The following is a 25,511-nucleotide window of genomic DNA, read 5'->3' as shown; positions in this document are numbered from 1 at the left end:
TAGACGGTCAGTTGTGCGGCGACAGGGACGGGGGTCGGGTCGCCCCTGATCTCCAGACGGGTCGGCAAGTCGGCCGGCGCATCTGCTCGGCGAGGCTCTCCAAGTCGGCCATGCCGGGCGGCGGGTGCCGATGCGCGTCCGGCTCGTCGGTACTCAAAAGGTGAAGTGAGCGCCGCATGTCGGTCAGCGCCTGCCGGCCGGTCTCGGAGACCTCACGCAGTGCGGCTGACGACGTGTCGGCCGACTGTGCGTACGGAGCGGAGTCGGCCAGGGCGACCATGACGGACAGGTTGTGGGTGACGATGTCGTGCATCTCGGGGGTGATGCGGCTCTTCTCCCCGGCCACTGCGAGCCACGCCCGCTGGTCCCGTTCGCGTTGGAGCCGTGCTGCCCGCTCCCTGAGAGTGCGCGAGTTCGCCCCGAGGGAGGCGGCAGCAGCGGCGAGCGCGCTGAGCGCGACAGCGGTGGACAGCCAGTGTCCCTCGGTCGCCCAGCGCTGGCAGGCCAGCAGCATGCCGCCCTCCATGACCAGGCAGGCGATCAGCACTCGCTGCCGCGTCGTGTACGCGGCCACCGTGTAGAGGGCTACGAGCAAGCTGACCTCAGCAGGCAGTTGGTAACCCAGCAGCCACTGGGCGAACGCTGCGGCGGCCACGGCGCAGAACACCGCCCCGGGAGTCCGGCGGCGCCAGATCAGGGGCAGCAGAAGACCTGCGCTGACCGCCACTGCCGCGGGTTCGGCGGCGACCGCGGGCAGCGTGGCCGCCCCCAGCGCAGCCACCAGCAGGACGTCCCACGCGAGGGGCGGGATGATCCGAGCGCCGACATGACGACGGCCGTTGCCGGCCGGGCGGACAGAAGTGCGTGGGCACGGAGCGGTGTCATCGATCACCGGGTCTTGGTGGCGGGCCGGTTGCGTGCTGGTCCTGCCCTCCCACGACAGCACCTGCCGGAGCTGACCCCTCGTCCCGCCGGGGCGGCCCCTCAGGGCGAGTCAGTCCGCGGACTTGCTTGGTACCTGTTTTCGATCCCGGAATCGTCGCTGGGGAGGGGATAGCCACTGGCGGTGGGGCCGACGGTGCCGGCCATCTGGTGCGCGTGCTGAAGGTACGCCACGCTGGTCACCGGCAGGACCAGAGGGGCGTGATGAGGTTGTTCGCTCGCGGCGATGAACATGCGGTCGTCGTCGACTCCGTGATCGCCGATGAGGCTGCCTTGCCCGGAGATCGAGCTTGACCGCGGCTGAGCGGCATTCGAGGCCGGCTCCCCGCGGTGTCATGCGCTGGCCATTGGGCCTGCACATCATCGTAGTACTAGTGCTGGCCGTGGCCACAGCGCTCACAGTCCTGGGACTCCTGTGGCTGATTCTGGGGGAACCGCGCATCCGGGTGTCTGGACCGCTCAAGCCCGGTGATACCTACGACGCCATCAAGATCGCATTGGCTGTGGTCGCGGGAGTCGGCGGGGTCGTGGCACTCGTGGTCGCCTATCGACGCCAGTATCTCAGTGAAGCGACCGACCTCCGTGAGTATGACAAGGCGCTGATCGAACGGTTCGGCGCCGCGGCCGAACAACTCGGAGCTGACCAGCCAGCCGTACGCATGGCCGGCGCGTACGCGATGGCACGGCTTGCCGATGAGTGGCCACAGGAGCGGCAGATGTGTATCGACGTGCTATGCGGCTATCTGAGAATGCCGCATGCTCCGGATCCACCCGCCGATGATCAGGCGCTGGCGTCGTGGCAGCGCGAGCGGGAAGTACGCGTGACTGTTCTGGGACTCATTGCCGCCCACCTGCGCGACGATGCGCCCGCGTCCTGGCAGGGTCACGACCTCGACTTCACCGGTGCTGTCCTCGATGAAGCCGACTTCCGTGGCGCCCGCTTCAGCGGCGGCGACGTGCTCTTCGTCAAGAGCCTCTTCGCCGGCAACGGAACGGACCAGATCGTCTTCGACGAAGCCGACTTCGCCGAAGGCGCCCGCGTCTACTTCCGGCTCGCCGAGTTCCGTAGTGGCACGGTCCGCTTCAACCGTGCCACCTTCAGTGGCGGCTGGGTCACCTTCGACAGTGCCTACTTCACCGGCGCCCGTGTGAACTTCCGAGACGCTGCCTTCACAAGAGGAGAAGTCCCTTTCGAGAGTGCTGAGTTCTCCGCCGGCATCATCGACTTCACCGGCGCGATCTTCACCGGCACCACCGTCAACTTCGGTGAACACCACCTCCCTTCCATCTACCGCACGGCACCGCCCGCCCGCTTCAGCGGCGGCACCGTCGACTTGTCCCAAGTAGCCGACTTCAGCCACCCCCCGAGATTCGGCCTGCAGGTGATGCCCTCGGGACTGCTGCTTCCCACGGGCACCAGCATTTCTGACCTGCCTTGAGCTCGGTCCTGTCCGGTTCGCCAGCCCAGAGACCGGTCAGCCGACTGCCGGCGCCGGCTTCCCCGGCCAGCTGAGGTGGCGCCTTGCGGGCCAGGCGGCGGGTCAGGTGATGGCCGCCCAGGTGATCAGCGTCTTCGAGTGCTGGATCAGCCGTTCGTAGTCCCTCGCGTGACGCCGTCCGTGCGTCATCCACGCCAGCGAGCGTTCGACGACCCAACGGCGGGGCAGCACGACGGACCCGGCGGCGTCCTCGGGGCGGCTGACCGGCTCGGTCGTGATCGCGGTGGAGCTGTCGCAGTCGTGGCCCACCGGCAGCACGTTCCGCCGTCACGGTGGCTGGCCCTTCTTCGCCATGCCGTAGCGGACGTTTAGCATGCGGTATCGGCCGAACTGCGGAGCCTTCGCCCCCTCGATCCGGGACACCTCGTGCGCACGCGCGGGAGTGGTGGGGGCAAGGAGATGGGGCCGCCCGACGGCCTCGCGGCCCGCTGCCTCAGTACCGTTCACCCGCCCGGGGGCGTCCCGGGCTGGCAGAGCATGAGCGCGCCCGACGTCGGCACGGCGCAGCGAAGGCCACCAGCCCAGCAGGACATCTACGCGGTGCCGCCGCAGCTCGCGCACTGGGTGCGCTGCAAGCGCGACCGACGACCGGCAGGTACCGGCCGGGTGCGCCGCACGTCTGACGCGGACCCCAGCCAGGTCACGCGTTGACCCCTGAGGGTGAGGCCCAGTGCATAGGCAGCGCGTCTCGTGTCCGGGTCCAGGGCCTCGCCGTGGCAGGTCGGGACGCAGCCGGGATCTCACTAGGACGCGTGGGCCGGGTTGCGCCGACCCGCCGTCAGTGTAGCTCCGCACCCTTCCCACCCCGGGCATGGCCCGGGTCAATCGATCTGCACGCAGTGTGGGCCCGCGCGTACCGCTCGGCCGTCCATCCGGTGGTGCCAGCGCGCAGACCGGACGTCTTGCGGGTGCCGGGTGCGCTGCCGCTGTCGTAGGCCAGCGCACCCGTCACCAGGCCCCGTCCGCCATATCGGCGTACACCCTGTCACCCCGGTGGAGCAGGCCGAGTGCGGTGCCGTTGCCCGGTGGTGCGCAGCCGCACGCCGTCGCCGGTCACCTGGTAGCCGCAGTGGTTGAAGCGCGGCCCCGCCGCGACCGTGGCCCAGGGTCGTGGCGGAGGCCTGCGGCAGGCAGACGGCGGACGCGAGGATGGCTCCGGCCGCCGCGAGAATGAGTCGTCGGAAGACCTGGGGGCACCCCCAGGTCCGGGAGTGGTTTCGCGATCGCTGCTTCCTCCGCGGCCCGTTGCCCTACTCCGACGACACCGTCATCGCGGTGACTGGCATCATCGTGGCGGGGCCAGTCCCGTAGCTGGACCGCGCTGATCGCGCCACACTTCGTCAAGGTCGGCAGGACGGTCGGACGCTGAGCAGCTCGGTCCGCAGCACGGGCGTGCCGTCGACAGGCCCCGGTTCCTGAGCTGTTGGTGCGATACCGCCAGCTGCGACCTTGTCGAGCGTCTCCAGGCCGGCGGCACCGACCGTGCCGAACACCGTGTAGTTCGGTCGCAGCGCGGAGTCGCCGTAGACGACGAAGAACTGCGAACCGTTCGTGTTCGGCCCGGCGTTGGCCATCGCCAGCAAGCCGCGACCGTAAAGGCGACGGACGCCGGTCGGATCACTCGGTGCCGGCGGCAGGTCCACCGGCAGCTCGTCCTTGTACTTGTACCCCGGCCCACCCTCGCCAGTGCCGGTCGGGTCGCCACACTGCAGGACCTTCAGCGTCGGATACGCCGTCAGCCGATGGCACACCGTACGGTCGTAGAACCGGTGCTGCGCCAGATGCACGAAACTCTGGACCGTGCACGGCGCCTTCGCCCGGTCCAGACGCAGCGGGAGCGGGCCCTGGCTGGTCCGGACAGCCACACCGGCCGTGCCGTGACTGGGGGTGCGTCGTGGGTCGGGCGGCAGGGGCACCGGCCGCGCCGCCGGCTCGTCCGGGGTCTGGGTGTACTGGCAAGGACCGTGCGTGGTTCGCGGCGGGGCATCGGAAGCGGAGGCGGTGGTGCTGCCACCGGACACGACCAACGCTGCCGCTGCCAATGCGGTCATGAGAGTTCGGTTCATGCTGCACACCCTCCAAAAGATCGCCAGATTTCGGAGCGGTCGCAGTCTAGGGCGCGGCCTGGCGGGCGAGAACCCGCCCGCAAGCCACATCGGGCCACCGTGAGGGTGGCGACCATCAGGTCTTCGACCGCGTGATCCTCCTCCCCCGGTGAGGGCCAGGCTGCAAGTGAGGACGGACGGCAGCAGAGCGACCGCGGCGTCACACATGTGCTTGCCGTCGGGAGAGGAGAACACGAAGGCGTTGTAGCCGGAGATCCCACCGGTCATCGCCACGGCATCCCCACATCGCAGCTTGTACTCGTACAGTCCGAGCCCGTACTTCATGCTGGGCGCACCTGCCGGCAGGCCGACCATGTTCACGTTGGCGTTGAGGATCTCCCGCCGCTGCTCGGGCTTGAGGAGGTGGCCGCGGACGAGGGCGTCGGTGAAGGTGTGCAAGTCCTTCAGCGAGTCGTGTTGGCTTGGCGGTTCGGCTGGTGGGTGATTCAGCAGGCCATGGTGCGGACGAGGACGAGTTCGGTGCTCGGCTTGTGCAGGGTGGCCCGCTCGGCCGCGCGGTCAGAGACCAGTCCGGCGATGGCGCGGTGGTCTCGCCGTACTCTTCCCTGCGCCCGGTGTACCGCTGGAGTGGGCGCCACTGCCGGTGCTCCGCGTTGGCGTGCTCGACGCAGATCCGGTTCGAGGACTGGCGGCGGCGCATCTCGCGCCACCCATAGTGTTCGGTCAGCGGCGCGTTGTCGGTGTCTTTCGGCTTCCTCGGCGGTGCGCTGATCTGGTCGGGGAACTCGTTGGCCAGGCCCCGGTAACCCTCGTCGACCTCGACCTTCACCATGGGGTGCTGCCAGAGCAGATCGGCGATGCCCTCCGTGCGTACGGCGGTCTGGTCGTGCATCCGGCCGGGTCGGACGGCTCCGGACCACAGGGTGCGGCCCTGCTGGTCGCTGATCGTGGTGGTCTTGATCGTGCTCTGCCTGCGCTTGCCGGAGACAAAGGCCCGGCGGCCGGGGCAGTGCGCCTTCGGGCGGCGGACCTGGGTCTCGGTGCCGTCGATCCGCAATGTGATGTTCTCAGCCGCTGCATAGGCGAACACGTCCGCCAGGGTTCGCAGCCGAATGCCAGGCCGGTCAGGCACCGCGAACCCGCGCTCGGCCAGCAGCGGTCGGATCTCGCTGATCTCGCGGCCGATGGTGGAGGAGCCCACCTCGTAGATCACAGCCAGTGCCTCGTGAGACAGACCAGTTCGCAGGTGGACAAGGGTCGCCAGGACACGGTCGGTGAAGACCAGTTCGTACTTCGGTCCGGCCCCTGCGTGCCGTCGGCGAGCGCCCCTGCGCCGTTCGCGCCGAACGGACTCACAACGCGCCTCCCAACGTGGCGCCAGTTCTTCGATCAACTCGCCGAGATGCTGGCGCGAGAGGCCGCACAAGGCAGGATGCGACATGGCCGCGCGGGCCTGCTTGATGTTCACACCACAAGAACCCGCGCGGCCGATGCCATGTCACGGCCCGCCTAGTGGAGAGACGTCAGACCCGCTCCAGGGGCCGGTGCGGCCCGCTGGGAAGCTCCGCTTTGATCGTGTCACCCGGGCGCACCGCGCCGCCCTGCTTCACGATGCTCATGATTCCGGCCTTGCGTACGATGTTCCCGGCCTCATCGCGGCCAACAACCTGCTTCAGCAGCCCGTCCCGGAAGTTGTCGATCTGCAGGCAGGGATTGCGCAGGCCGGTCACCTCCAGCACTGCATCGTCGCCGATGCGCAGCAGCGTGCCGACCGGCAGGCCGAGGAGATCGATGCCACGGGTGGTGATGTTTTCGCCGAGGTCACCGGGTACCACCTTGAATCCCTCTGCACCGACCTCGGCGAAGAGCTCTTCATGGATGAGGTGGACCTGACGCAGGTTTGGCTGGGTGGGGTCCTGCGCGACGCGTGAGCGGTGCTTGACCGTCACGCCGGCATGCACGTCGCCCTCCACACCGAGCCCGGCGAGCAGTGTGATGCTGTCCCGGTTCGGCTTGGTGAATGAGTACTCGCCGTTGCGGCTGACTGCCGTGACTATCCCGCTCATCCTCGAAAGCCCCCTCCTCAGTGACAATGATCAGCCACGACCCTAACCCTCAAGGCGCAGCAGCCACGGTCAATCGCGGGTGAGGCCGTAAGGAACGCCGCCAAGAACGGCACGCCGATCAGCGTTTCCGCCATCGCCCGGCAAGCTGGAGTGGACCGCACGTTCCTCTGTCGTCACCGCGACCTGCTCGAACTTGTCCATGCGGCCGAATGCGAACCGGGAGCTCAGGACCCGGCCGGCGGCTCGCCGGTGAGCCGGGCCTCGCTCCAGGCCGACCTTGCCAACGCTCAGGCCCGCAACACCCGCCTGGCGGCCCGCGTCCAGCAGCTGGAGAAGCGGCTGTCGCAGGCGTTGGGTGCTCAGGCATGGCTGGAGTCGGGGCTGGGCGCCCCGGCGGACATCGACGAGCTCCAGCGGAAGATCACGAGGCTGGAGCAGCACAACGTCGAACTGACCTCCGCGTTGGAGGAGGCCCGATCCGATCTCGATGCCGCGAGGGAGGCCAACCGGGACCTGACCAGAGCGCTGAACCAACGCGGCTGAGTCAGGTCCAGCGCCCTTTCTGCTGTTCAGCGGGCGCTATCAGATGTGGAAGCTCAGTGGTGAGGCCGGATGCATGGTGGGCTTGTCCATCCGGCTGGCACCCGTTCACAAGGGGCGTATCCCGGATGGCTGGTGACCCTTGTTGTTCCTAGCCTCAGGTCATGATCTTTCGTCGTGTGTGGTTATCAGCTGCGGTGCTTGCGCTGGCCGTGTCGTCTCTGCCGTCCGTTGCGGCTTCGGCCGCGCCAGGCCCCTCCGGCACGGCTTGGTCTGTGCAGCGTGACGCCGACGCTCTGCGGGATACCGGGGTCACCGGAGTAGCAGTCCGCCTGGAGACCCCACGCGGGACAACCACGGCCCGCTCTGGGGTGGGAGACCTGGTCGCTCATCGCCCGGTCTCGAACGACGGCTACCTGCGTCTGGGCAGCACCACCAAAACGTTCGTCGCCACCGTCGTGCTGCAACTGGTGGGCGAAAAGCGGATCTCCCTTGACCAGACGGTGGAGCAACTGCTGCCCGGGGTCGTGTCCGGAGCCGGAAACGACGGCCGGACCATCACCGTCCGCGACCTGCTGCAGCACACCAGCGGCCTGTCCGACTACATCTACGACGTCTTCCCCGACCCCAGTGCCCAGACCTACTTCGCCAACCGGTGGAGTGCCTACAAGCCCGAAGAGCTGGTCGCCCTGGCCATGCGCCATGAGCCTGCCTTCCCAGCCAGCACTCGCTGGGCGTACTCCAACACGAACTACGTACTCGCCGGAATGATCATCGAGAAGGTCACCGGCCGCACGTGGGAACAGCAGGTCCACGACCGCATCCTGCGTCCCCTCGGCCTGCAGCACACCGACACCCCGGGCACAAAGCCTTTCCTCCCGCATCCGCACACGGCCAACTATCAGCAGTTCACCGTCGACGGTCCGCTGGTCGACACCACGATTCCCTACCGTCCCTTCGACAGTGGGGCCGACGGCTCGATGACCGGCACGGCCCGCGACCTCAACCGCTTCTTCACCGCCCTGGTCAACGGACGGCTGCTGAAGCCCGCCGAGCTCGCTGCCATGCGGACCACAGTCCCGGTGCCGCAGGACAGCGGCCACCCGGCAGGCACCCGGGACGGCCTGGGCCTGTTCTTCACCCCCCTGTCCTGCGGCGGCGGTTACCTCGGGCACGGAGGAAGCGGCTTCGGCTATGTCATCCGGGCAGCGACAACCACGGACGGACGGCGCACGATCACCGTCTCTGCGCACAGCCGCTCCGCGGACCCGCAGATCGCGGCCCTTCAGGAGGACGCACTTCGCAACCTCATCGACCACGCTCTGTGCCGCACCACCTGACCATGCACTCGGCGCCGGCCTCAGACCGTTCGTGCCGCACGCGTGACTGCGGCGCACTCTTCGGGAGCTCCGACCACCGCTCCAATCACAAGTAGCGCCACAGGTGTTGCACACGATACTGTCGTCCGCACCGGCGCTGAGCTGCACAAAGTGGTCTCCACTCGCCTCGCGCCACACGGTTACCCCCAGAGAAGACGGCGGACGGCCTGGGCGTCCTCAGTTGTCATTCCGAGTCTTCGTGCCGCCGTGGAGAGAGCGATCTGTTCGTGGCGGTTGGGCCGATGAAGCCGTTCGATGTCGATGCTCGCCGGGTCCGGTCCGGGCAGGTGGAGCGAGCCGAGCAGGGCCAGATGCGGGTGCCGGGTGGTGGGCTCGTCGGTGATGCCGCTGCGCAAAGGGGATAAGGGTGTGGGGCATGGGACGGCACGCTGGAACTTCACCAACCCCCGGTGGACCGCACCGACGAACGACATCACCCTGAGCCAGCCGTCTGTTCGATGCGACAACGCCCTGCCCGGCACCTCCAAGATCGGCTGCGTGATGCCGTACATCCCGGAGATGGTGTACGCCAAGAGGGGGGAGTACCCGGATCGAGCTGAGCGTTCGACCTGCAGGGCAGTGCCACCAAGTATTCAGCCGCGAGTCAGTAGAACCAGACGACCAGGCGTACGTTCTCGGCTCCATGGACCTCGCTGAGGATGCGCATGACGCTCCAGACGCGGCCCATAACTCCGCGCCTTGGCCTGGCCCTCGCATGGGACCAGGCCAAAAGGCCGTTATCCGCTACCGCTCCCGGGCCTGTCTCCGAAGAACCTCCGCCATGACCGTCCCAGCACCCCGTCCTTCCCGGCTTGAAGAAGTGCTCTCAACAGCGCGAGTCCGGTCTTCCGGAGCCCTCGCCACCTACCTTCCGGCCGGCTATTCCACGCTCGGCCAAGGCCTGGATCTCACGCACGTGCTGGCCGCCAGCGCTGATTCGATCGAGATGGGCGTGCCGTACACCTTTCCCGAGCGCCCCATTGTCCGGGTCGCGGGCGACCTGCGATGACGTATGGCATACATGTACGTGACGCGGTGGACTGCCAAGGCGTCGCACCGCGAGCCGAGTTGGAGAATGCACGGCCCACGCCTGGTGCCTTCTCGGTGGCTGGCTATCCGGATCTGCGTAGCGGTGTCGAGACGTTCGCCGCCTTCACGCAGAGCGGCGCCACGGTGCTGGAGGTGGGCGCTCCCGCCGTTGATCCGTGGCTCGACGGCCCGGTTATTGCCGCCGCGCATCGCCGCGCGCTTCGTGGCGGCGACGGGGTGAGTAGCACGCTGGAGACGGTGCGGCAGATGTCCACCCTGTCGGACAGGCCCGTGATCACGACGATGTATTGGGCGACGGTGCTGACTTATGGGCCGGCGCGGATGGCTCCTGACCTCGCTTCGCAGGGGCTGCCAGATGCCTCGTTCCCGACGTGCCACCCTCGTACGCGGCGGCCTGGGCCATGGTGGCTGCCGAGGCCGGGATTACCGCGCCCCTCTTGCCCGGTCGCGGGGCTTCGCCCAGCGAGATGGGCGCCACGTGCCGGGCCGCGACCGGCTTCGTCTATGCGCCCGCGGGGGCGGGGCAGCGGACGGGCTACTCGACCGGGATCGATCTCGACGATCTGGTCTCGTTCGTCGGGGCAGCTCGTCGCCTCGCGTCGGCGACTGCGGTCCTCACCGGCATCGGCATCTCCACCCCTGAGCTGGCCGCATCGGCCGTTGGGCAGTGCAGTGTCGCCGGGGTGGTGATCGGTTCACCGCTGGTGAGTGCGCTCGCTGACGGAGGGCTTGATCGAGCGATCCGGGTGCTGGGACGGTTCGCCACCTTGATCAGCCAGGCCCGGGGGGGTGACCCGTGCGCGACAGCCCGTCGTAGCGGTCGGGGCGGTAGCCGTCGGCGACCATGCAAACGGGGCACGCCACCTGCATCCCCGATAGGCCACGTGAGTCGGGCACACTGGCCGGGTCGGGTCCGCCCTTCTATATCCAACCTGTGTTGTTCCTAGAATGGCCTGGTGGAGGACATTGACGCGATCGCGGCGTTGCAGGATCCGGTGCGGCGTCGCCTGTACGAGTACGTGGCGGCGCAGGGCCGCGAGATCGGGCGCAACGAGGCCGCCGAGGCGGCCGGGGTTGCGCGCACGCTCGCTGCGCACCATCTGGACAGGCTGGTCGAGGTCGGGCTGCTGGAGAGCGGCAGCCGCCGTCTGTCGGGCCGCTCGGGGCCGGGGGCGGGCCGTCCCGCCAAGGTGTACACGCGGGCGCAGGCGGAGTTGTCGGTGTCGCTGCCCGTCCGCGACTACCGCACTGCCGCCGAGCTGCTCGCCGAGGCGGCCGAGCAGGCCGGGCTGGATGCCGGACTGTGTGCGGCGGCGCGCCGCCGGGGTGAGGTCCTGCGTGGCTCGGCGGCGCCCTGCGGCGGTCTTGAAGAGGCCATGGAGATGCTGGCCGCCCGCGGCTACGAACCACACCTGGAAAGCCCCGAAGACGCCAAAGGGGTGTCGGGGGCGGCCGCCAGTGTCGTGCGTATGCGCAACTGCCCCTTCCATGCCGTCGCCGAACGCTTCCCGCCATTGGTCTGCGGCATGAATCTCGCTTTGCTGGAGGGGCTGTTCGGCACGGACGGCCCCGTCCGCGCCCGCATGGACCCCCGACCGGGCGAGTGCTGCGTGGTGGTCGACAATTCTAAAAACAACATTGATTGACATAGAAATGTGGGCCATGCTGGGATGAGGACATGACCGCATCCGTGCATGCCGCCCACCTCGCCCACCTCAACGTCGCCACGCTCCGACACCCCCTTGACGACCCGCGCACGGCGCCGTTCGTCAAGATGCTCGACCCGGTCAACGCCTCCGCCGACGCCGCGCCCGGCTTCGTGTGGCGGCTCGTGGAGGAGGGGGCGGCCGACGCCACCGGCCTGCGCCCGGCGGGCGACGACGTCATCGTCACTCTGTCGGTGTGGGAGACCCAGGAAGCCCTGTGGGACTTCACCTACCGCAGCGGGCACCTGGAGGCCATGCAGCGGCGCCGCGAATGGTTTGAACGGCATGTCGAAGCGCACCTGGTGCTCTGGTGGGTCCCCGTCGGCCACCTCCCGACCGTCGACGAGGCCCTGGAGCGGCTGGCGGACCTGCGGGCGCACGGGCCGTCCCCCCGCGCGTTCACCTTCGCCTCCTCCTACACCGCAGCCGAGGCCGTCCAGCACCTTGAGGTCGCGCCGCCAAACGCAAGCTGAAGCAATTGCCTGATCCACAGGTCGACTACGTCCAGGCCCCCCAAGCCTGAGCTGCAGGCCTGGCCCGCTCCTCGCCGGCAGACGGCGAGAAGCGGCCGCAGCGGTGTGATTGCCGCTGATCATCACAGACGTGTTGGCTCGAGCCGCGTGATCGGCCGCCCCTTGTCGAGGGCCGGTGCGGCGTATGCGCCCGGGCGTGAGGGGAACCCGGGGACCGGCAACCAGACCGTGCCGACCTCAGACGGGCTGCGCCCGCCGGACAGGAACCGGTATGACAGCCTTCGACGACGCCATCGACCTCCACTTCATCGGCAACGCCACGGTTCTGCTGCGGTTCGGCGGACTGACCCTGCTGACGGACCCCAATCTCCTCCACCGCGGCGAGCGCGCCCACCTGGGATACGGACTGGTCAGCCGCAGGCTCACCGAACCCGCCCTCGACGCCGCGGACCTGCCCCGCCTGGACGGCGTCGTCCTCTCGCACCTGCACGGTGACCACTGGGACCGCCGCGCCAGGAGCCACCTGGACCACTCGCTCCCGATCGTCACGACACCGCACGCCGCACGCCGGCTGCGCACCCTGCAGGGATTTCACCGGGCAGGAGACCTGCGCACCTGGGAGAGCTGCACGCTGCGGCGCGGCACCGCGCAGGTCCGTGTGACCTCGCTGCCCGGACGGCACGCCCTGCACCCGGTGCTGCGCCGCCTGCTGCCGCCCGTCATGGGCAGCATGCTGGAATTCGGCCCGGCCGCCGGGCCGGTGCTGCTGCGCCTGTACGTCTCGGGCGACACCCTGCTGTTCGACGGCCTGGAGGAGATCGCCCGCCGCTTCCCCGCCACCGACCTGGCCGTCCTCCACCTGGGCGGCACGCAACTGCCCGGCGGCTTCGTGGTGACCATGGACGGCGCACAGGGAGCTGAACTCGCCCGGCGCCTTGCCCCCGGCCGAGTGCTTCCCGTGCACTACGACGACTACACCGTCTTCCGCTCACCGCTCGAGGACTTCCTCACCGAGGCGCACCGGCTGGGATTGGACGAACGACTGCTGTCCTGCCCCCGGGGCCGGCACGCACGTCTGGTCCCGGGCGGCGACCGGCCTACCGTCGGCTGAGAGGCGGCGCTCCCCCTCAGCGCCCTGCCATGCGATCGCGCCGGGGGGCGAGGACCCCAGCCGCCCGCCGGGGGCTTGTTGACGCCTTCCCAGCACAGGGCCTTCACAGCACTCCCTCCCCACCGGCGCGGCGGCTGAGCAGCCCCACCAGCTTGCCGCCCGGGGTGTTGTGCGTGATCGGCGGTGCATGGGAGTGGTCGAAGGCCCGGGTGTGGGCCAAGCTCCACCGCCTGGTCCTCGACGAGTTGGGTGCCCGCGGTGAGCTGGACTGGTCCCGTTGCGCGATCGACTCCGTGAACATGAGGGCTGAAAAGGGGGAGCTGACAGGCCCGAATCCTGTGGACTGAGGCAAGTACGGCTCGAAGGTCCACCTGATCACCGAGCGCACCGGTCTGCCCCTGTCCGTCGGCATCTCCGGTGCCGACGTCCACGAACAGCCAGGCCCTCATTCCGCTGGTACAGGGCATCCCGCCGGTCCCGTCGCGTCGCGGCCGACGGCGGCGCCGGCCGGGCAAGCTCCACGGCCACAAGGGCTGCGACACACCCTCATCTGCTACCGAAGACTCACACCGCGGACTCGGCCTATGGCCAGGAATGGCGGCTGGGAGTACCAGCCGCTGAACTCCTGCGGTCGGCGTCCGGCCGGGCGCCGGTGTCCGGTCAGGCCGTGGAGACCGCGCACTGGCCGCGGTCGGCCGTCGTGGGGCCGGCGGAGGTGGGCCGGACGTCGAAATCGAAGATGGCGGTGGGGAGGTACAGCGAGCAGCAGGCGTTGGGAATGTCCACGATCCCGCTGATGCGTCCCTCGATGGGGGCGGCGCCGAGGATCAGGTAGGCCTGCTCTCCTGAGTAACCGAACCTCTTCAGGTACTCGACGGCGTTGAGGCAGGCGCGGCGGAAGGCAACCGTCGCGTCCATGTAGTAATTGGTGTCGGTGTCGTGGTCCACGGAGATCCCGATGAAGGACATGAACTCCGAGTACCGCGGCTCGACGTTGCCCGGCATGAAGACGGGGTTGGTGTTGATGCCGTACTTCTCCATGCCGCCCTTGATCAGGTCGACGTGGAAGTCGATGTAGCCGCCCATCTCGATGGCGCCGCAGAAGGTGATTTCCCCGTCTCCCTGGCTGAAGTGCAGGTCACCGCCCGACAGCTTGGCGTCGTTGACGTGTACGGGGTAGAAGACCCGGGCACCGCGCGTGAAGTTCTTGATGTCGTGGTTGCCGCCGTTCTCCCGTGCGGGAACGGTGCGTGCTCCTTCCTCGAGGATGCGCTGGGCATCGGATCCGGTCGCCTTTCCCGCGAGTCCCCCGTCGGCATCGGGCGCGAGCCCCAGCGGGGGGATCCGGTCGGGGTCGGTGTCGATCAGCGCCTGCTCGCGCCTGTTCCAGCTCGCCAGTAGGTCCGCGGAGGGGGCGGTGCCGAAGAGACCGGGGTGGGTGATGCCGGTGAAGCGGACACCAGGCAGGTGCCTGGACACCGCCTGCTGACCGTGGAAGTCCCAGATCGCCTTGTAGGCGTCCGGGAAGTAGTCGGTCAGGAATCCTCCGCCGTTGGCCTTGGCGAAGACGCCGGTGTATCCCCAGCCCTGACCGGGTGCGTCCCCGACCTGCTGCGGTACGGGCCCCAGGTCGAGGATGTCCACGACGAGCAGGTCGCCCGGCTCCGCGCCTTCGACGCCTATCGGCCCGCTCAGCATGTGCGTGGCCTTCAGGTCGACATCGCGTACGTCGTTGGCGGAGTCGTTGTTGCCTATCTGCGCGTCGGTCCATTCGCGGCATTCGAGGCGGAACTCGTCCCCCGGGCGGACCATGGCGGCGACCGGAACATCCGGATGCCACCTGTTGTGTCCCGGGACGGTCTGATCGCGCATGGACTTGCTCTGGTCCACAGTGAACTTGACTTCGGGCATGACGGCTTCCTTGGTCCTTCTGAATCGGTCACACGGATGCACCCGGGCCGGCCGGCGTCGTGGTGGCGGGCGCCGGTTGCCGCGATGCACGGGTGAGCGGCCACAGCGCCGCGAAGACGACGACGGCGAAGACGCCCAGTGCGATGGCGGTCTCGTCGGGGTGTTTCCAGTAGCCGGAGAGCAGCAGAGCGGCGGGGATCACGCCGGTGACCCAGCCCTCGATCGCCGTGACCCAGCCGACGTAGCTGCCGAGCCTGTCCAACTTGAGGCCGAGCAGCAGGAAGAACAGGAACCACAGGAACGCCCAGTAGAGCCAGATCACCCCGAACGGGTTGTCCTTGACAAGGTGGAAATTGACGAACGAATACCCCAGGGCGGCGACTGCCACAAAGAGCGAATAATAGCCGACACCATCGGTTTCTATACCGGCCAGGAGACAGATTCCCACATAGAGGTAGGTGAATCCGAAGAGATAAATCCCGGACGCCGCCAAAATCTTCTTGGGGTCGCTGTCGGCGGCAAAGATGAGGTACGTCGGCGTCAGCACCTGGAGTGCACCGACGAAAAGGTTGAAAACCGCTGCCGAGCGGGGATCGACCTTCTTGAGGAGGAGCAGTCCGTTCAGGAAGAGCACCGCACCGACGAAGAGCAGTCCCACGTTCGCCACAGGACGCACCTCCCAAGTCCTTCAGGGGCGCGGCAACTCGGAGGGCGCGGGGTGCGATTGCCTGCGCACTCTCCTGCCGGGCGGCACTTCGGAGACCACCTCCGGGGCCTCACGGGACTGCTCCTCGCGGGCATAGACGGCGGCGACCTCCTTCGAGGTCCGCGCGAGAGAGGGGGCCGAATACACACGCCGTGCGGCGCCCCCGCAATCGGGACAGCCCGAGGACTTGGGTGCCGCGCCGATCGGCAACTTCACATCGAAAGTTCCGCAGCGGATGCATCGATATTCGTAGGTTGCCATCAGCAGCCTCCGACGCGTTCCTTTGTCCTTTCCAGGAGACGTCTCGTAAATCTCCGTGTCAAGTGGATGATGAACGGAGGAAGATCCATCTCACCCACACTTCCTGTGAGCCGACTCACCCTCCAAGCCCTGGACTGGCGCAACCCGGGTCTTTAATGTCCTTAAATAAGGTTTTCCCTTCTCGGAGGTGGATCAGTGAGCAGCATGGACGCCGTATGGGTCCGTGGCGTGAACGGCATTCAGATGCATCACGTGACCGACCTCCAGGACGCGAGCAGGTTTCTCGGCAACGCCGCGATGGCGCTGCGGGCCGCACACGTGAGGACCGGCACCGACCACTACGCCGGCATCGCCGCCGATCTCAAGAGCCTGGCGGAGCGCGTGCGGCAGCTGGAGGACGAGGCGCGGTCGAAGATGCACGACCTGCACTCCACCGATCCCGAGCGGTTCGCCCGCTGCAGGGACGGCCACGAGCCGTGGCCCGGCGAGATCCCCGCGGGGTTCATTCCGCGGCACACCTGCAAGGACGAGTGCCTCTACCACGACCGCGGGGTCGTCGACGCCCTCATGCAGTGCACCTGCGGCCAGCCCCCGTGCCGCGCGTGCGAGATCGGCGGGAAGCTCTAACGAGTTGGTGCGTGATAGCGGGCGAGCCGTGTTTGGCCTGGTCGTGGCCGGTTTTCAGGTGGTGGTGCGGTCGGAGACGAGGCCGGCGATGGCTCGGTAGGTGTCGGGCAGGTGGTCGCGGCGGTGGGCCCAGCTCGTCAGTCGCTTCCAGCGTTTGTGGTCGGCGAGGGCGTGTTCGACGGTGATGCGGTCGGAGGAGTGTCCGTGGCGGTCGCGTTCCCACTGCTGGACTCTGCCGGGCAGTGCTCCAGGACGCGGTTTTCTTGGCGGTGTGATCGCTTGCCCGCGGTGGTCGCGGCTCAGGCCGAGGTAGCCGCCGTCCAGAAGGACCTCGACGTCGGGGAAGTGCTGGAAGCAGACGGCGATGCCCTCGTTGCGTGCAGCCGTGGCATCGTGCATACGACCAGGCCGCAGGGTGTCGGTCCATAACGTGCGGCCCCGCCAGTCAGCGATGACGGTGGCCTTCATGGTGTTCTGTTTCTTCTTCCCGGAAACGAATGTGCGCCGTCCGCCGCGGCCGGCCGGTGGTCGGCGGACCTGGATCTCGGTGGCATCCAGCCGCAGCTCGATGCCTTCGGCCTGGGCGTAGGCGAACACGTCGGCCATGGTCCGTAACCGCAGGCCGGGACGGTCGGGGACCGCGCACCCCCGCTCGGCCAGAAGCGTACGTATCTCTGCGATCGCACGGGTGATGGTGGAGCGGTCGACACCGAACAGCAGCCCCAGTACCGAGTGCGGCAGGTCGTGCCGCAGATGGATCAGCGTGGCCACCAGCCGGTCGACGAAGACCAGCTGGTGGCGGGCGCCGGCTCCCGCGGCCCGCTTCCTGGCCCCACCTCGTGCAGCATGGCGACGGCCCTCGACCCCGGCTTGCCACGGCACCGCCAACTCTTCGACCAGACGCGCGAGATGACGTCGAGAGATCCCCGTGAACAGCCGATGCGCCGACACCGCCCGATTGACCATGATCGCCACAGACGGATCATGCCACCGGCCAGGCACAATGCCTCAACCCGCTATCACGCACCAACTCGTAACAAGCCTTCTCGATTGGCGAGTCCTCGGTAGCAGATGAGGGTGCAGGCGATGCTGGTGAAGGCCAGGAAGTGACTGGCTTGGCGCTCGTAGCGGCGGTGCAGGCGTCGGCATCCCGAGAGCCAGGCCATGGTGCGTGCGATGTGTGGTGTGATGCCGCGGCCGCGTATCCATCGCCGAAGGTGGTCGTAGTCGCAGCCCTTGTCGCGGTGGAGCTTGCCCGGCCTGCGCCGCCGTCGGCCGCGACGCGACCGGACCGGCGGGATGCCCTGTACCAACGGCCGGCCGCCATGGCAGGCAGCCCGGTCGCTACTCCTCCTGGACGTCCTCGGGACGGACCCCGGCTGCGTCCAGGGCTTCGCCCATGTCCCAGCTCTTCGCACCGTGAGTGGACTCCTTGCCGGCGTCCTGCTCGTCGCGCTGGTCGATGATGTCGTCCGTCGTCGTGATCTAGGGAGCGGCCGACTTGTCGGGCGCGACCGCAGCCCGACCCTCGACTACCTCCACCAGCGGGAACGGGCCCTGAAGCAGGTGGTGCAGCTGGTCTTCAGCCATGCCTTCGCGGAAGAGACGGTGCTGTGACCCGCCGTACGAGCCTCGGTCCCGGACGGCGAAGAACTGACGGACCGTGGTCGAGGAAGAGCATCAGCAGATCGACGATCTCGTAGCGGACATCGAACGCCTACCTGCCGGCGATCCCGAGCGGGAGGAACACGCGGGCTGGGACCGCAGCCCGGTGACGGCAAGGACGGCGCCTTCGGCCTGCAGACGTCGGCGCAGGTGCACCAGGAGGTGCAGCCCGCTGGAGTCCATGAAGGACACGCCCGACAGGTCCAGATGCAGCGGCTGGCCGCCCACCGGACGCCGGAGGCGGACTGTGCCAGTTCAGGACAGGTCTGCAGGTCCATTCGCCGCACACGGTGATCACAGTGCCCCGGATTGCGGATGCACCTTTTGCGCCGTACGACAGGACCCCTTCGCGACCGGCTGGGCAAGGCCGTGACCAAGGACGCCCTCACGGTCGTCGGCCACCCGTGGATGCCCGCGCTGTTCGTGCTCGTCTCCGCCCTGACGGGCGCCGCGGTGCTGCGCGCGGGCATGCGGCGCTCGCCTTCACCGACCGCACCGCCTACGTCGCACAGGTCCTCTCCGGCTCCGCGCCGCTACTCCCCGCCGTATGCCTTCGCACCGACTGGACCGCCTCGGATGTCGGCCTCGCCATGCTGTCCGGCGCCCTCGCCGGTGTCGTTGCCTGCCTGGCGGTCTGGCCGCCGCACTCGTCCGCCGCCCTCCAGACCCTGCTGCGCCCGGGCGCGGCGGTGCCGGCGGCCCGCCGCCTGCACCAGGACATGTCGGGGAGGACGTCGCCTGGCTGGCGGTGGGTGTCGTCGCGCTTGCCGCACTGGTGGGCCTGCCGCTGACCTTTTCGTGAAACAGTCCCTGCGCCTTCAGTGGCGTCGGGGTCGCGGAAAGGGCTCAGGCCCCGGCCAGGCCCCCCGGCCTCGATGCTGAACAGGTAACGGCCCAGGAAGTTGACGCGCCGGTCCTTGAGCGGGGAGAGACGGGGGACCTCCTCGTCCTTGATGTCGTTCCCCTCGGCCCGGAGCAGGGCGACGGCGGCGTCGGCGGGTGCCCGCAGCACACGGCGTCGAGGACGAGACGCCAGCGCGGCGAGCGGGGCGTCGGGCAACCGACACAGCCGCCTGCTACTCAGCACACATCCCAGGCGGGAAGGGCGTGACCGGCCTGGCAGGATTTATCGCGCAGCGCCCCACAGCCAGTTGAACCACTGGCCGCTCGGCTCCCCGAGTGGCGAGCGACAATCGAGGTCCCGGGGCAGGGACAGCACATACCGCCGCACTATTACCCCAGACCCTGCCCGGATTCGGGCAGGATTCTTGAGCTTTCTCAGTCGTGACCCCTATCGTCTGTGCCGCCGCTCGTTCAGCATCAGTCAGTTGTTCGGCACCTTCCGGAAGCCAGCCGCCGCGTCAGTGCAAGTCACGCGGACCGTGAAATGGGAGCGTCACGATCGATGGGCTGCACCTCAGCGCCAGCTGGGTCGGAGAGTCCACCTTCGACGGTCAGGGTCGCTACCGCACCGCCGCGGACCCTACTGACCGGCGACGGAAGCCGTTCCGCCCACGGGGAGCACACCGCCGCCAGCACCGACGGTGTGCCCGCGTCCTCACGCTCCCGTATCCCCACCACCGTCATCCCCTCCACGGCATGTGACCGGGGATGCGGTCGCTTCGGCGTCGGGGCACGGCCGACCCGGAAGCCAACTGACCACAACCCCTGAAGGCGGTATCCCATCAAGTCCACCGGCGGTGAGCTGTTGAGCGCGGTCGCCATCGATGCCCGGGGCCTCGCCGGCGACAGGCTCTACGCGGTGCGGGACACCGAGGGGAAGTTCGGTTCGGGCAAGACCACGCGCCGGTTCCGGCGGATGCCGGGGCTGATGCGGCTGCGGTCCCGGTACCCCGGAGGAGTGGTCACGGAGGTGCCCGAATTGCTGGGCCCGGACAGCGTCCCGGTAGCCGATCCCACCGACTACGTGCGGCGCTACCTGGACCGGAACGACGTCGAAGTGGCTCGCGAGGGCACGGTCTCGCACTTCGACCAGCTTCCGCTGAGCCTCCTGACCACTGCCACACTCGACTGGGTCCGCGCGGCCGTTCCGGGCGTGCCGGTCGATGAACGCCGGTTCCGGCCGAACCTGCTGGTGCGGACACCGCCGGGCACACCTCCGTTCGTGGAGGACGAGTGGCTCGGCAGCACCGCCCGGATAGGCGACGCCCTGCGCATCAGGTTCGAGCGCTCCAGCGAGCGATGCGTGATGACCAACGAGGCCCAGCAGGACCTGCCGCACTCCCCGCTGATCCTCCAAGCCATCGCGCGGGCCCACGACATGAGACTGGACGCCCTGGCCACGATCACGCACTCCGGACGTGCACGACTCGGCGACACGATCGAATTGATCTGAGAGGACATCTGCGTTCTGCCGGGGCGTCGGGTTGTGCCAGGAGACGGTGCTCTCGCCCGGTGAGACGGCGGCCCATGCAGTGGGTCAGGGAGAGCTGAATACCGCGAGCGCCATGCGGTCGAGCGCGGGATCAACCGACTGAGACCGTGTCCTACATGGTCGTTGGCCGTTGAGCTAGGCATGGGGCGGGGTCCATGACGCCGGCCGGACGTCGGCTGTCGCTGACTGCGCCGGCGTGTCCTGTCCCACTCTTTCTGGCTGTCGTGACCTGGTGGGGTGTTGGCTGACCGCTTTCCTCGGGGTGGGACAGACCTGCTCGCCGAGACTCCCACCCACCCGTCGCCGTCACGCACGCCCCCCTCATGCGGTCCTGACCGGTGCGGCACAATCGCAGTCAACTGGGCGGACAACGGTGGGGGTGGGAACGTGGGGCGTTTTGGCTCGCGAAGCCGACGTAAGGGAATACCGAACGAGCCGGCGCTACGGGCTGCGGCTGCTGAGAATCCCGGTGGCAGCGTCGCCGAGATCGACCCGACGTATATCGACGACCCGAACGGCTACGTACCTCCCGAGGCGATCCGCGGCGCCTGGTTGGTGGACAGCAGCGGGAAACTGACCGGTGAGTACCAGGAGAATCCCCGTCACGGGGTGCCACAGGACGACTTCGGAAAGCTCACTGACCCTGATCACTGGCTTGGCTGGCTCGGCGATGATCCCGCGACCGCCGTCCGCAAGGGCATCGAAGAGTCCTTGCGCGCCCAGGTGGCAGACGCAGTGGTCGAGTGGGTCAAGATCCTTGAAACACCCCGGTTTCTCACCGGTGGGCGTCGAGATTCCGAGGACGAACAGCTCATGCTGGTCACCCGGGCGGCACTCGCCGCGCCGTTTGCGTTGTCCGTGCGCACAGCGCAGCACGGGCGTTCCATACTCCTGGGGGTGTTCTCCTGGGCGGCGGTGAACCTCTCACCACCCGGAGTCCGCAAGGACCGGCACTGGTTCGACCTGGGCGTCGACCTGGACTGGGCCGGTGAACGACTTCAAGGGCGGATCTACGAGGTTGACGGTGGGGACGGCACCGCCGAGCGGTAGAGCGGCAATGCCACGCCGTACCGGTGGTCATGACGCCGTCGCGGCCGACCTTACGCAGGGCGGTGGCGGGGCGCCGGCTCCGTCCCACGGCCGGCAACGGAGCGGGCGTTGCAGCTTCCCGCTCCCGGCTTCATGAGCCTGAGATGAGGGGACGTACTGCGTCCCGGAGGCCGGCCTTGTGATGTCACCAGTTGCCTGGGCAGATGCAAACGCCGGTCCGCCCTCGGCCTGGGGCCGGCAGGGGCATCCCGCTGCGGCCCCGGCCCCTTCAGAAGGGTTCGGCGGCCTGAAGGAGATCCTGCGGAAGGTAAGGGGACTCGACGCGGATGGCCCAGCCGCGGCGGCGGCCGTGGCAGGCCAGGGCGAGGATGTCGAGGTTGACGGAAGCATCCGGATCGTCGGCGCGGTCGGCGACCTGGTAGTAGTCACGGTGGGCCTCGAGCGCGTCGGCCAGGGCCAGGTTGAAGCTCTCTTCGTCACCCTCCACGAGTTGTGACAGCAGTACGGCCGGCGGCATGGCGAAGCCCCAGTCCTTGGCTTTCTCGGCCTGCTCCAGCGCCCGCTGCGCGGCCGGTTCGGGATCGGTGCCCTTGAGGTAGGCGTGGAGGGCTTCGCGGTACGCGCTGAAGGCGGAGCCGTCCGGGCGGGCGAAGGCGGGGCCGGTGAGGACCAGCGGGGCGAGGTCCTCGCGTGCGCCGGTGATGAGGGCGAGGGCGGTGGCCGTCTGCCAGTTGCCGGCGCCGGCCTCCTCGCCCCGCGCGGCCGGGTAGCGCAACGTGCGGCCAGCGATGGTCACCTCGGCTTCGGTGCCTGGTTCCGCGAGGGCGATACGGAAGAGGGCCGCCCCCATCTGGGAGGCCAGCCGGAGATTCTCGAGCAGGGCGTCCGTGACCGAGGAGTCCCCCGCACGCCACTTGAAGAGACGCTCCTGATCACCGAGGACCCTGCCGAGCCGCCAGACGGCTAGGGGGCCTCCGTCTACAGGCGTGAACGCCTTCTGGATGTGTTCGTCGTACATGGCCTCGGTCTGCGAGTTCACCGTCCGCTCGCAGATCGGCCGTTTCACCACCAGCGTGCCCGCGGCGAGTGCGGCGACCGCGTCCGGGCGCCGGTTCCGGCCGAACCCGCCGACCCGGGGGCCTCGGGCCTCGAAGCCGGTGATCAGCGCGTGCGGGAGGTAGTCGGTGCGGACAGCCGGGGCCCAGCCCAGGGTCCGGTACGCGAGCGCGGCGAGGGCGATGGGGACAAGCGGGAGAAGGCTGCTCGGGGAGGCCGCGGGGCCGTGCAGGGTGGCGTGCCTGGCCAGGAGGTCGGCCAGAGCGGCATCGAAGGCCGCCCGGTCCTCGGCGGCCAGGGCGCGCAGCGTGAGCAGCGCCGCACTGTCCGTCCGGTCCAGGAGCGGCTCGCCGGTCTCCCGGGCGCGGGTTCGGACGCGGTCCAGGGCCGCGTCGACGGCAGTGAGCTTGGCCTGCGCGCTGGGCGGGTACTCCTCGTCGTCGCCGGTGTCGTCCAGGACCACGGCCGTCAATCCGGTGGCGACCTCCCCGATGGGCGTCCCCTGCGCCTTCTCGGCGAACTTCTCCCGGGCGAAGTGAAAAGCCTCACCGTGCCACTTGGCCTTGTCCCTGAGGACCGCCAGGCAGAGAGCATCGATCCACTCCCCGGGCGTGACGCTCTCCTCGGGGGCATCCTCACCGGGGTCGTAGCTCATGCCGAAGTTCACGTACTCCAGGAAGACCTGGAAGCTGCAGTGCGGGTGGTAGGCGGCGTAGGCGACGGCGCCGGCCGCTGCTTCGGATGCGTCCTTGAGGGCTGCCTTGGCCTCCGGGGTGTCGAGGTCGGGTGTCTCGACGGAGAGGGCGCCCAGGTAGTCGAGGAACTCGTCTGCGATCGACTGCCATTCGTAGGTGGCCATCCGGCCGCCCCTCGACATGGATCGCACCTGCCCCCCGATGCGGTTCGTGAAGTCCTCGCGTGCTGCCGACACGGCGGCCCCGCCCACCTGGTGACGCTCTATTCGCACTGCCCTGCTCCTTGATCGATCTCTGCGACAGCCAGCCTAGGTGCGGGATCTGACAGGCCGGCGACCGACTGCTGTGACCGGGGCCCTGGCCGGGCCGCGGGGTCCGTGGCAGGTGTGTCAGCGGCGGTGCGTACCGTGCCGCCGCTGGAAACCTCGTGAGCCGCCGGGATGGCCCGAGACTTCCCGCGCCCGTGCTCCGCCGAGGCCGGGCCGACCGACCACCTCCCGCGCGTAGTCCTGCGCTGCTGGTCAGCCGGGGCAGCGCGGCGGGAGGGCGGGCCGGGTGCGAAAGGCGTAGGAGAGAAAGAGTGCACCTCTCACCGCCGGTCGAGCCGATGCCGGCCCGATCCGTGACAACGCTGCCACCAGCCGGGACAAGGCTCATGCTGTTCGAGCAGAAGGTCGCCGGGTTCCGTGTCCTCGTGTTCACCGGTCCGGAGCCGTACCTTCAGTCCAGGCGCGGCGCCGGCCCTGGAACTCCTGACGGAATGCGTCGTGTGCAGCGTGGCTGGGTCCTTCGTGGCCCATACCGAGGTGTCCTAGAGTCGCCGCATGCGGCGAAGGACTGGACTGGCGATAGCTGGGGTTGCAGCCCTGGCCTGGGACGAGTGGTTGAACTGGCGCTGGTCTCGAGCGCTCGTGGGGAGTAGCGGGGGCGCCTCCGCGGCCGTGGTGGTGTTGGGGTACCGGAATCCCCAAGCGATGCCGAACGTGATCCCGGTGGCGAGTCCGTGCTGGAATCCGCTCCATCACCGTTGACGGTGTGCACGGGACCTGCGTGATCTTCAGCGGCGGTGCGACCAGCAGCGGCGCCACAGAGGCCCAGCTGATGGCTGACTATGCGAAGTCGGTGCTTGAGTTCGACGGCACGGTGCTCCTCGAAGACCAGAGCACGACGACGTGGGAGAACGTCACGAACGTGATCCCACTGCTTGAAGACGTGGATCACATCAAGATCGCCTCCCAGCCAGCCCATGCGCTCAAGGCCCGTGCCTACGTGCGGCGACAGCGCCCCGATCTTGCAGAGAGGCTGGTGCGCGCGGATGACTACCGTCCTGGCGAGTGGATGGTCGTCAAACCGTTGATGGCTCTGTACGGACTTTGAACACTCCGCGGCCTCAAGGCCGACGAGCGGAAGGTCTCGCTGTAGGCAGCCGCTGTCGCTTGGCCTCACGCATGGTGGTTCTTGAGCCGGCGCCAGCAGATGATGCTGCACTCCAAAGCGAGGAGGGCTTCGTGGATGTCGTCGCGGATCTCCCAGCGGATCCGCAGGCGGCGGGACCAGTGCAGGTGGGCGAACGCGCGCTCCACGACCCAGCGTCGGGTGCCCAAGCCGAAGCCGTGCTCGGTGCCGCGGCAGGCGATCAGCGGTTTCACGCCGAGATCCCAGACGAGACGGCGGTACTTGTCGTGGTCGTAGCTGCGGTCGGCCAGTAGCACGTCCGGGCGGCGCCGAGGCCGGCCGCGGTTGCCCCGCACCGGCGGCACAGGGTGCAGAAGCGGGATGAGCTGGGTGACGTCGTTATGGTTGCCGCCGGTCAGGTTAACGGCGAGTGGGATGCCGGTGGCATCGGTGATCAGGTGGTGCTTGCTGCCCGTCCTGCCCCGGTCGACAGGGCTTCGTCCGGTCTTGGCTCCCCTTCAACGCTCGGATACGAGAGCCGTCGACCCTCGCCCGGCAGAAGTCCAGGGCGTTCGCGCTGCGGAGCTTGGCCAGGAGAACCACGTGCAGTCGGCGCCATACCCCGGCCTCGGTCCACGCGGCCAGGTGGCGCCGACAGGTCATACCCGAGCCGAAGCCGAGCTCCTGCGGTAGGTGTTCCCAGGCGATCCCGGTGTGCAGCACGAACAGGATGTCCTGGAACACCAACCGGTCCGGATGCCGCTTGCGCCCGGCATGCCGGGCCCGACGCTCCACCTTCGGCAACAGCGGCTCGATCACCGCCCACAGCTCGTCGTCAACTTCCCACGGCTCCAGCCGCGCCACCCCGCACCCCCAGATCACCAGCTGCGGAGTGACCCAACCACCTCAGAGATCATT

The 25,511-nt window shown here is 68.6% G+C and carries 23 protein-coding genes and 6 pseudogenes; 14 read left to right on the top strand and 15 right to left on the bottom strand.

Features of this window, described 5'->3' with window-relative positions:
- Window positions 1-7: 7 nt before the first annotated feature.
- Window positions 8-892 (bottom strand): sensor histidine kinase, encoded by an 885-nt coding sequence (locus ACZ4SF_RS32465; RefSeq protein ID WP_468391599.1) that lies wholly within the window; start codon window positions 890-892, stop codon window positions 8-10.
- Window positions 893-1,316: 424 nt separating this feature from the next.
- Between ACZ4SF_RS32465 and ACZ4SF_RS32460 the strand changes: the two genes are divergently transcribed.
- The gene (locus ACZ4SF_RS32460; RefSeq protein ID WP_468391596.1) at window positions 1,317-2,381 is read left to right on the top strand and encodes a pentapeptide repeat-containing protein; all 1,065 of its coding nucleotides are present in this window, start codon (window positions 1,317-1,319) and stop codon (window positions 2,379-2,381) included.
- On the opposite strand, the pseudogene ACZ4SF_RS32455 reads toward ACZ4SF_RS32460, so the two are convergent.
- The 5 genes and pseudogenes from ACZ4SF_RS32455 to ACZ4SF_RS32435 all read right to left on the bottom strand — a co-directional run.
- Window positions 2,296-2,660: pseudogene (locus ACZ4SF_RS32455) on the bottom strand (hypothetical protein); the annotation flags it as partial. The gene ACZ4SF_RS32460 and the pseudogene ACZ4SF_RS32455 overlap by 86 nt on opposite strands.
- Before the next feature lie 1,121 nt (window positions 2,661-3,781).
- The gene (locus tag ACZ4SF_RS32450) at window positions 3,782-4,945 is read right to left on the bottom strand and encodes a peptidylprolyl isomerase (RefSeq protein WP_468391594.1); all 1,164 of its coding nucleotides are present in this window, start codon (window positions 4,943-4,945) and stop codon (window positions 3,782-3,784) included.
- 47 nt (window positions 4,946-4,992) lie between these two features.
- Complete coding sequence (locus ACZ4SF_RS32445) at window positions 4,993-5,145, bottom strand: hypothetical protein (RefSeq protein WP_468391703.1); 153 nt, start codon at window positions 5,143-5,145, stop codon at window positions 4,993-4,995.
- 35 nt (window positions 5,146-5,180) lie between these two features.
- A pseudogene (locus ACZ4SF_RS32440) lies at window positions 5,181-5,948 on the bottom strand (transposase); the annotation flags it as partial.
- An 82-nt stretch (window positions 5,949-6,030) separates the two neighbouring features.
- Complete coding sequence (locus ACZ4SF_RS32435; RefSeq protein ID WP_468391591.1) at window positions 6,031-6,573, bottom strand: MOSC domain-containing protein; 543 nt, start codon at window positions 6,571-6,573, stop codon at window positions 6,031-6,033.
- 150 nt (window positions 6,574-6,723) lie between these two features.
- Here ACZ4SF_RS32435 and ACZ4SF_RS32430 point away from each other — a divergent pair, with 150 nt between their 5' ends.
- Together ACZ4SF_RS32430 and ACZ4SF_RS32425 are read left to right on the top strand one after the other, a co-directional pair.
- The gene (locus tag ACZ4SF_RS32430) at window positions 6,724-7,116 is read left to right on the top strand and encodes a hypothetical protein (RefSeq protein WP_468391588.1); all 393 of its coding nucleotides are present in this window, start codon (window positions 6,724-6,726) and stop codon (window positions 7,114-7,116) included.
- A 161-nt stretch (window positions 7,117-7,277) separates the two neighbouring features.
- A complete protein-coding gene (locus tag ACZ4SF_RS32425; RefSeq protein ID WP_468391586.1) occupies window positions 7,278-8,453 on the top strand; it encodes a serine hydrolase domain-containing protein in 1,176 nt (391 codons plus the stop codon).
- 179 nt (window positions 8,454-8,632) lie between these two features.
- On the opposite strand, the gene ACZ4SF_RS32420 is transcribed toward ACZ4SF_RS32425, so the two are convergent.
- Window positions 8,633-9,004 (bottom strand): hypothetical protein, encoded by a 372-nt coding sequence (locus ACZ4SF_RS32420; protein WP_468391583.1) that lies wholly within the window; start codon window positions 9,002-9,004, stop codon window positions 8,633-8,635.
- 269 nt (window positions 9,005-9,273) lie between these two features.
- Between ACZ4SF_RS32420 and ACZ4SF_RS32415 the strand changes: the two genes are divergently transcribed.
- The 6 genes and pseudogenes from ACZ4SF_RS32415 to ACZ4SF_RS32390 all read left to right on the top strand — a co-directional run.
- On the top strand, window positions 9,274-9,501 hold the full coding sequence (locus ACZ4SF_RS32415; RefSeq protein WP_468391581.1) for a hypothetical protein: 228 nt from the start codon (window positions 9,274-9,276) through the stop codon (window positions 9,499-9,501).
- Window positions 9,498-10,489 (top strand): annotated as a pseudogene (locus ACZ4SF_RS32410) (tryptophan synthase subunit alpha). The gene ACZ4SF_RS32415 and the pseudogene ACZ4SF_RS32410 overlap by 4 nt, the downstream one beginning before the upstream one ends.
- A gap of 9 nt (window positions 10,490-10,498) precedes the next feature.
- The gene (locus ACZ4SF_RS32405; RefSeq protein ID WP_468391578.1) at window positions 10,499-11,188 is read left to right on the top strand and encodes a helix-turn-helix transcriptional regulator; all 690 of its coding nucleotides are present in this window, start codon (window positions 10,499-10,501) and stop codon (window positions 11,186-11,188) included.
- A 32-nt stretch (window positions 11,189-11,220) separates the two neighbouring features.
- The gene (locus tag ACZ4SF_RS32400; protein WP_468391575.1) at window positions 11,221-11,721 is read left to right on the top strand and encodes a DUF3291 domain-containing protein; all 501 of its coding nucleotides are present in this window, start codon (window positions 11,221-11,223) and stop codon (window positions 11,719-11,721) included.
- A gap of 271 nt (window positions 11,722-11,992) precedes the next feature.
- The gene (locus ACZ4SF_RS32395; protein ID WP_468391572.1) at window positions 11,993-12,832 is read left to right on the top strand and encodes an MBL fold metallo-hydrolase; all 840 of its coding nucleotides are present in this window, start codon (window positions 11,993-11,995) and stop codon (window positions 12,830-12,832) included.
- Window positions 12,751-13,372 (top strand): annotated as a pseudogene (locus ACZ4SF_RS32390) (transposase); the annotation flags it as partial. The gene ACZ4SF_RS32395 and the pseudogene ACZ4SF_RS32390, both read left to right, overlap by 82 nt.
- 120 nt (window positions 13,373-13,492) lie before the next feature.
- Here ACZ4SF_RS32390 and fmdA read toward each other — a convergent pair.
- Genes fmdA through ACZ4SF_RS32375 form a run of 3 tightly spaced genes read right to left on the bottom strand, consistent with a single transcriptional unit; the run spans window position 13,493 to window position 15,710 of the window.
- Window positions 13,493-14,743, bottom strand: coding sequence for a formamidase (gene fmdA / locus ACZ4SF_RS32385; protein WP_468391569.1), 1,251 nt, complete (start codon window positions 14,741-14,743; stop codon window positions 13,493-13,495).
- 28 nt (window positions 14,744-14,771) lie between these two features.
- Window positions 14,772-15,410, bottom strand: a complete 639-nt coding sequence (locus ACZ4SF_RS32380) for an AmiS/UreI family transporter (protein WP_468391567.1) — start codon at window positions 15,408-15,410, stop codon at window positions 14,772-14,774.
- Window positions 15,411-15,431: 21 nt separating this feature from the next.
- Complete coding sequence (locus ACZ4SF_RS32375; RefSeq protein ID WP_468391565.1) at window positions 15,432-15,710, bottom strand: FmdB family zinc ribbon protein; 279 nt, start codon at window positions 15,708-15,710, stop codon at window positions 15,432-15,434.
- 204 nt (window positions 15,711-15,914) lie between these two features.
- On the opposite strand from ACZ4SF_RS32375, the gene ACZ4SF_RS32370 reads away from it, so the two are divergent.
- Window positions 15,915-16,337, top strand: a complete 423-nt coding sequence (locus tag ACZ4SF_RS32370; RefSeq protein WP_468391682.1) for a hypothetical protein — start codon at window positions 15,915-15,917, stop codon at window positions 16,335-16,337.
- 54 nt (window positions 16,338-16,391) lie between these two features.
- On the opposite strand, the gene ACZ4SF_RS32365 is transcribed toward ACZ4SF_RS32370, so the two are convergent.
- The gene (locus ACZ4SF_RS32365; RefSeq protein WP_468391679.1) at window positions 16,392-17,303 is read right to left on the bottom strand and encodes a transposase; all 912 of its coding nucleotides are present in this window, start codon (window positions 17,301-17,303) and stop codon (window positions 16,392-16,394) included.
- 221 nt (window positions 17,304-17,524) lie between these two features.
- A pseudogene (locus ACZ4SF_RS32360) lies at window positions 17,525-17,653 on the bottom strand (IS5/IS1182 family transposase); the annotation flags it as partial.
- Window positions 17,654-17,756: 103 nt separating this feature from the next.
- Between ACZ4SF_RS32360 and ACZ4SF_RS32355 the strand changes: the two are divergent.
- A complete protein-coding gene (locus tag ACZ4SF_RS32355; RefSeq protein WP_468391562.1) occupies window positions 17,757-17,954 on the top strand; it encodes a hypothetical protein in 198 nt (65 codons plus the stop codon).
- Window positions 17,955-18,017: 63 nt separating this feature from the next.
- On the opposite strand, the gene ACZ4SF_RS32350 is transcribed toward ACZ4SF_RS32355, so the two are convergent.
- Entirely contained in the window at window positions 18,018-18,230 is a 213-nt protein-coding gene (locus ACZ4SF_RS32350) for an STAS domain-containing protein (RefSeq protein WP_468391559.1), read from the bottom strand.
- A 1,456-nt stretch (window positions 18,231-19,686) separates the two neighbouring features.
- Here ACZ4SF_RS32350 and ACZ4SF_RS32345 point away from each other — a divergent pair.
- The gene (locus ACZ4SF_RS32345) at window positions 19,687-20,358 is read left to right on the top strand and encodes an MOSC domain-containing protein (protein WP_468391676.1); all 672 of its coding nucleotides are present in this window, start codon (window positions 19,687-19,689) and stop codon (window positions 20,356-20,358) included.
- Window positions 20,359-20,784: 426 nt separating this feature from the next.
- Entirely contained in the window at window positions 20,785-21,447 is a 663-nt protein-coding gene (locus tag ACZ4SF_RS32340) for a hypothetical protein (protein WP_468391556.1), read from the top strand.
- A gap of 268 nt (window positions 21,448-21,715) precedes the next feature.
- Here the strand turns inward: ACZ4SF_RS32340 and ACZ4SF_RS32335 are convergent, their stop codons facing one another.
- A complete protein-coding gene (locus ACZ4SF_RS32335) occupies window positions 21,716-23,449 on the bottom strand; it encodes an immunity 49 family protein (protein ID WP_468391673.1) in 1,734 nt (577 codons plus the stop codon).
- A 573-nt stretch (window positions 23,450-24,022) separates the two neighbouring features.
- Here ACZ4SF_RS32335 and ACZ4SF_RS32330 point away from each other — a divergent pair.
- Window positions 24,023-24,575, top strand: a pseudogene (locus ACZ4SF_RS32330) (YdcF family protein).
- Window positions 24,576-24,640: 65 nt separating this feature from the next.
- On the opposite strand, the gene ACZ4SF_RS32325 reads toward ACZ4SF_RS32330, so the two are convergent.
- Window positions 24,641-25,457 (bottom strand): IS5 family transposase gene (locus ACZ4SF_RS32325; protein WP_468391553.1). Its coding sequence is split into 2 segments (ribosomal slippage): window positions 24,641-25,103 and window positions 25,102-25,457, totalling 819 coding nucleotides; the frame shifts between segments, so codons are not numbered across the junction.
- Between the last annotated feature and the right edge of the window lie 54 nt (window positions 25,458-25,511).

The organism is Streptomyces sp. NPDC027663 (assembly GCF_055566415.1).
Note: the sequence above shows the minus strand (reverse complement) of the source record. Positions and strands in the feature narration are given on the sequence as shown.

Excerpts from the sequence above, each read along its gene's own strand:
- ACZ4SF_RS32435 (WP_468391591.1), bottom strand. The coding sequence starts at position 6,573 with ATGAGCGGGATAGTCACGGCAGTCAGCCGCAACGGCGAGTACTCATTC.
- ACZ4SF_RS32425 (WP_468391586.1), top strand. The coding sequence starts at position 7,278 with ATGATCTTTCGTCGTGTGTGGTTATCAGCTGCGGTGCTTGCGCTGGCC.
- ACZ4SF_RS32420 (WP_468391583.1), bottom strand. The coding sequence starts at position 9,004 with ATGTACGGCATCACGCAGCCGATCTTGGAGGTGCCGGGCAGGGCGTTG.
- ACZ4SF_RS32415 (WP_468391581.1), top strand. The coding sequence starts at position 9,274 with ATGACCGTCCCAGCACCCCGTCCTTCCCGGCTTGAAGAAGTGCTCTCA.
- ACZ4SF_RS32400 (WP_468391575.1), top strand. The coding sequence starts at position 11,221 with ATGACCGCATCCGTGCATGCCGCCCACCTCGCCCACCTCAACGTCGCC.
- ACZ4SF_RS32395 (WP_468391572.1), top strand. The coding sequence starts at position 11,993 with ATGACAGCCTTCGACGACGCCATCGACCTCCACTTCATCGGCAACGCC.
- fmdA (WP_468391569.1), bottom strand. The coding sequence starts at position 14,743 with ATGCCCGAAGTCAAGTTCACTGTGGACCAGAGCAAGTCCATGCGCGAT.
- ACZ4SF_RS32375 (WP_468391565.1), bottom strand. The coding sequence starts at position 15,710 with ATGGCAACCTACGAATATCGATGCATCCGCTGCGGAACTTTCGATGTG.
- ACZ4SF_RS32370 (WP_468391682.1), top strand. The coding sequence starts at position 15,915 with ATGGACGCCGTATGGGTCCGTGGCGTGAACGGCATTCAGATGCATCAC.
- ACZ4SF_RS32365 (WP_468391679.1), bottom strand. The coding sequence starts at position 17,303 with ATGGTCAATCGGGCGGTGTCGGCGCATCGGCTGTTCACGGGGATCTCT.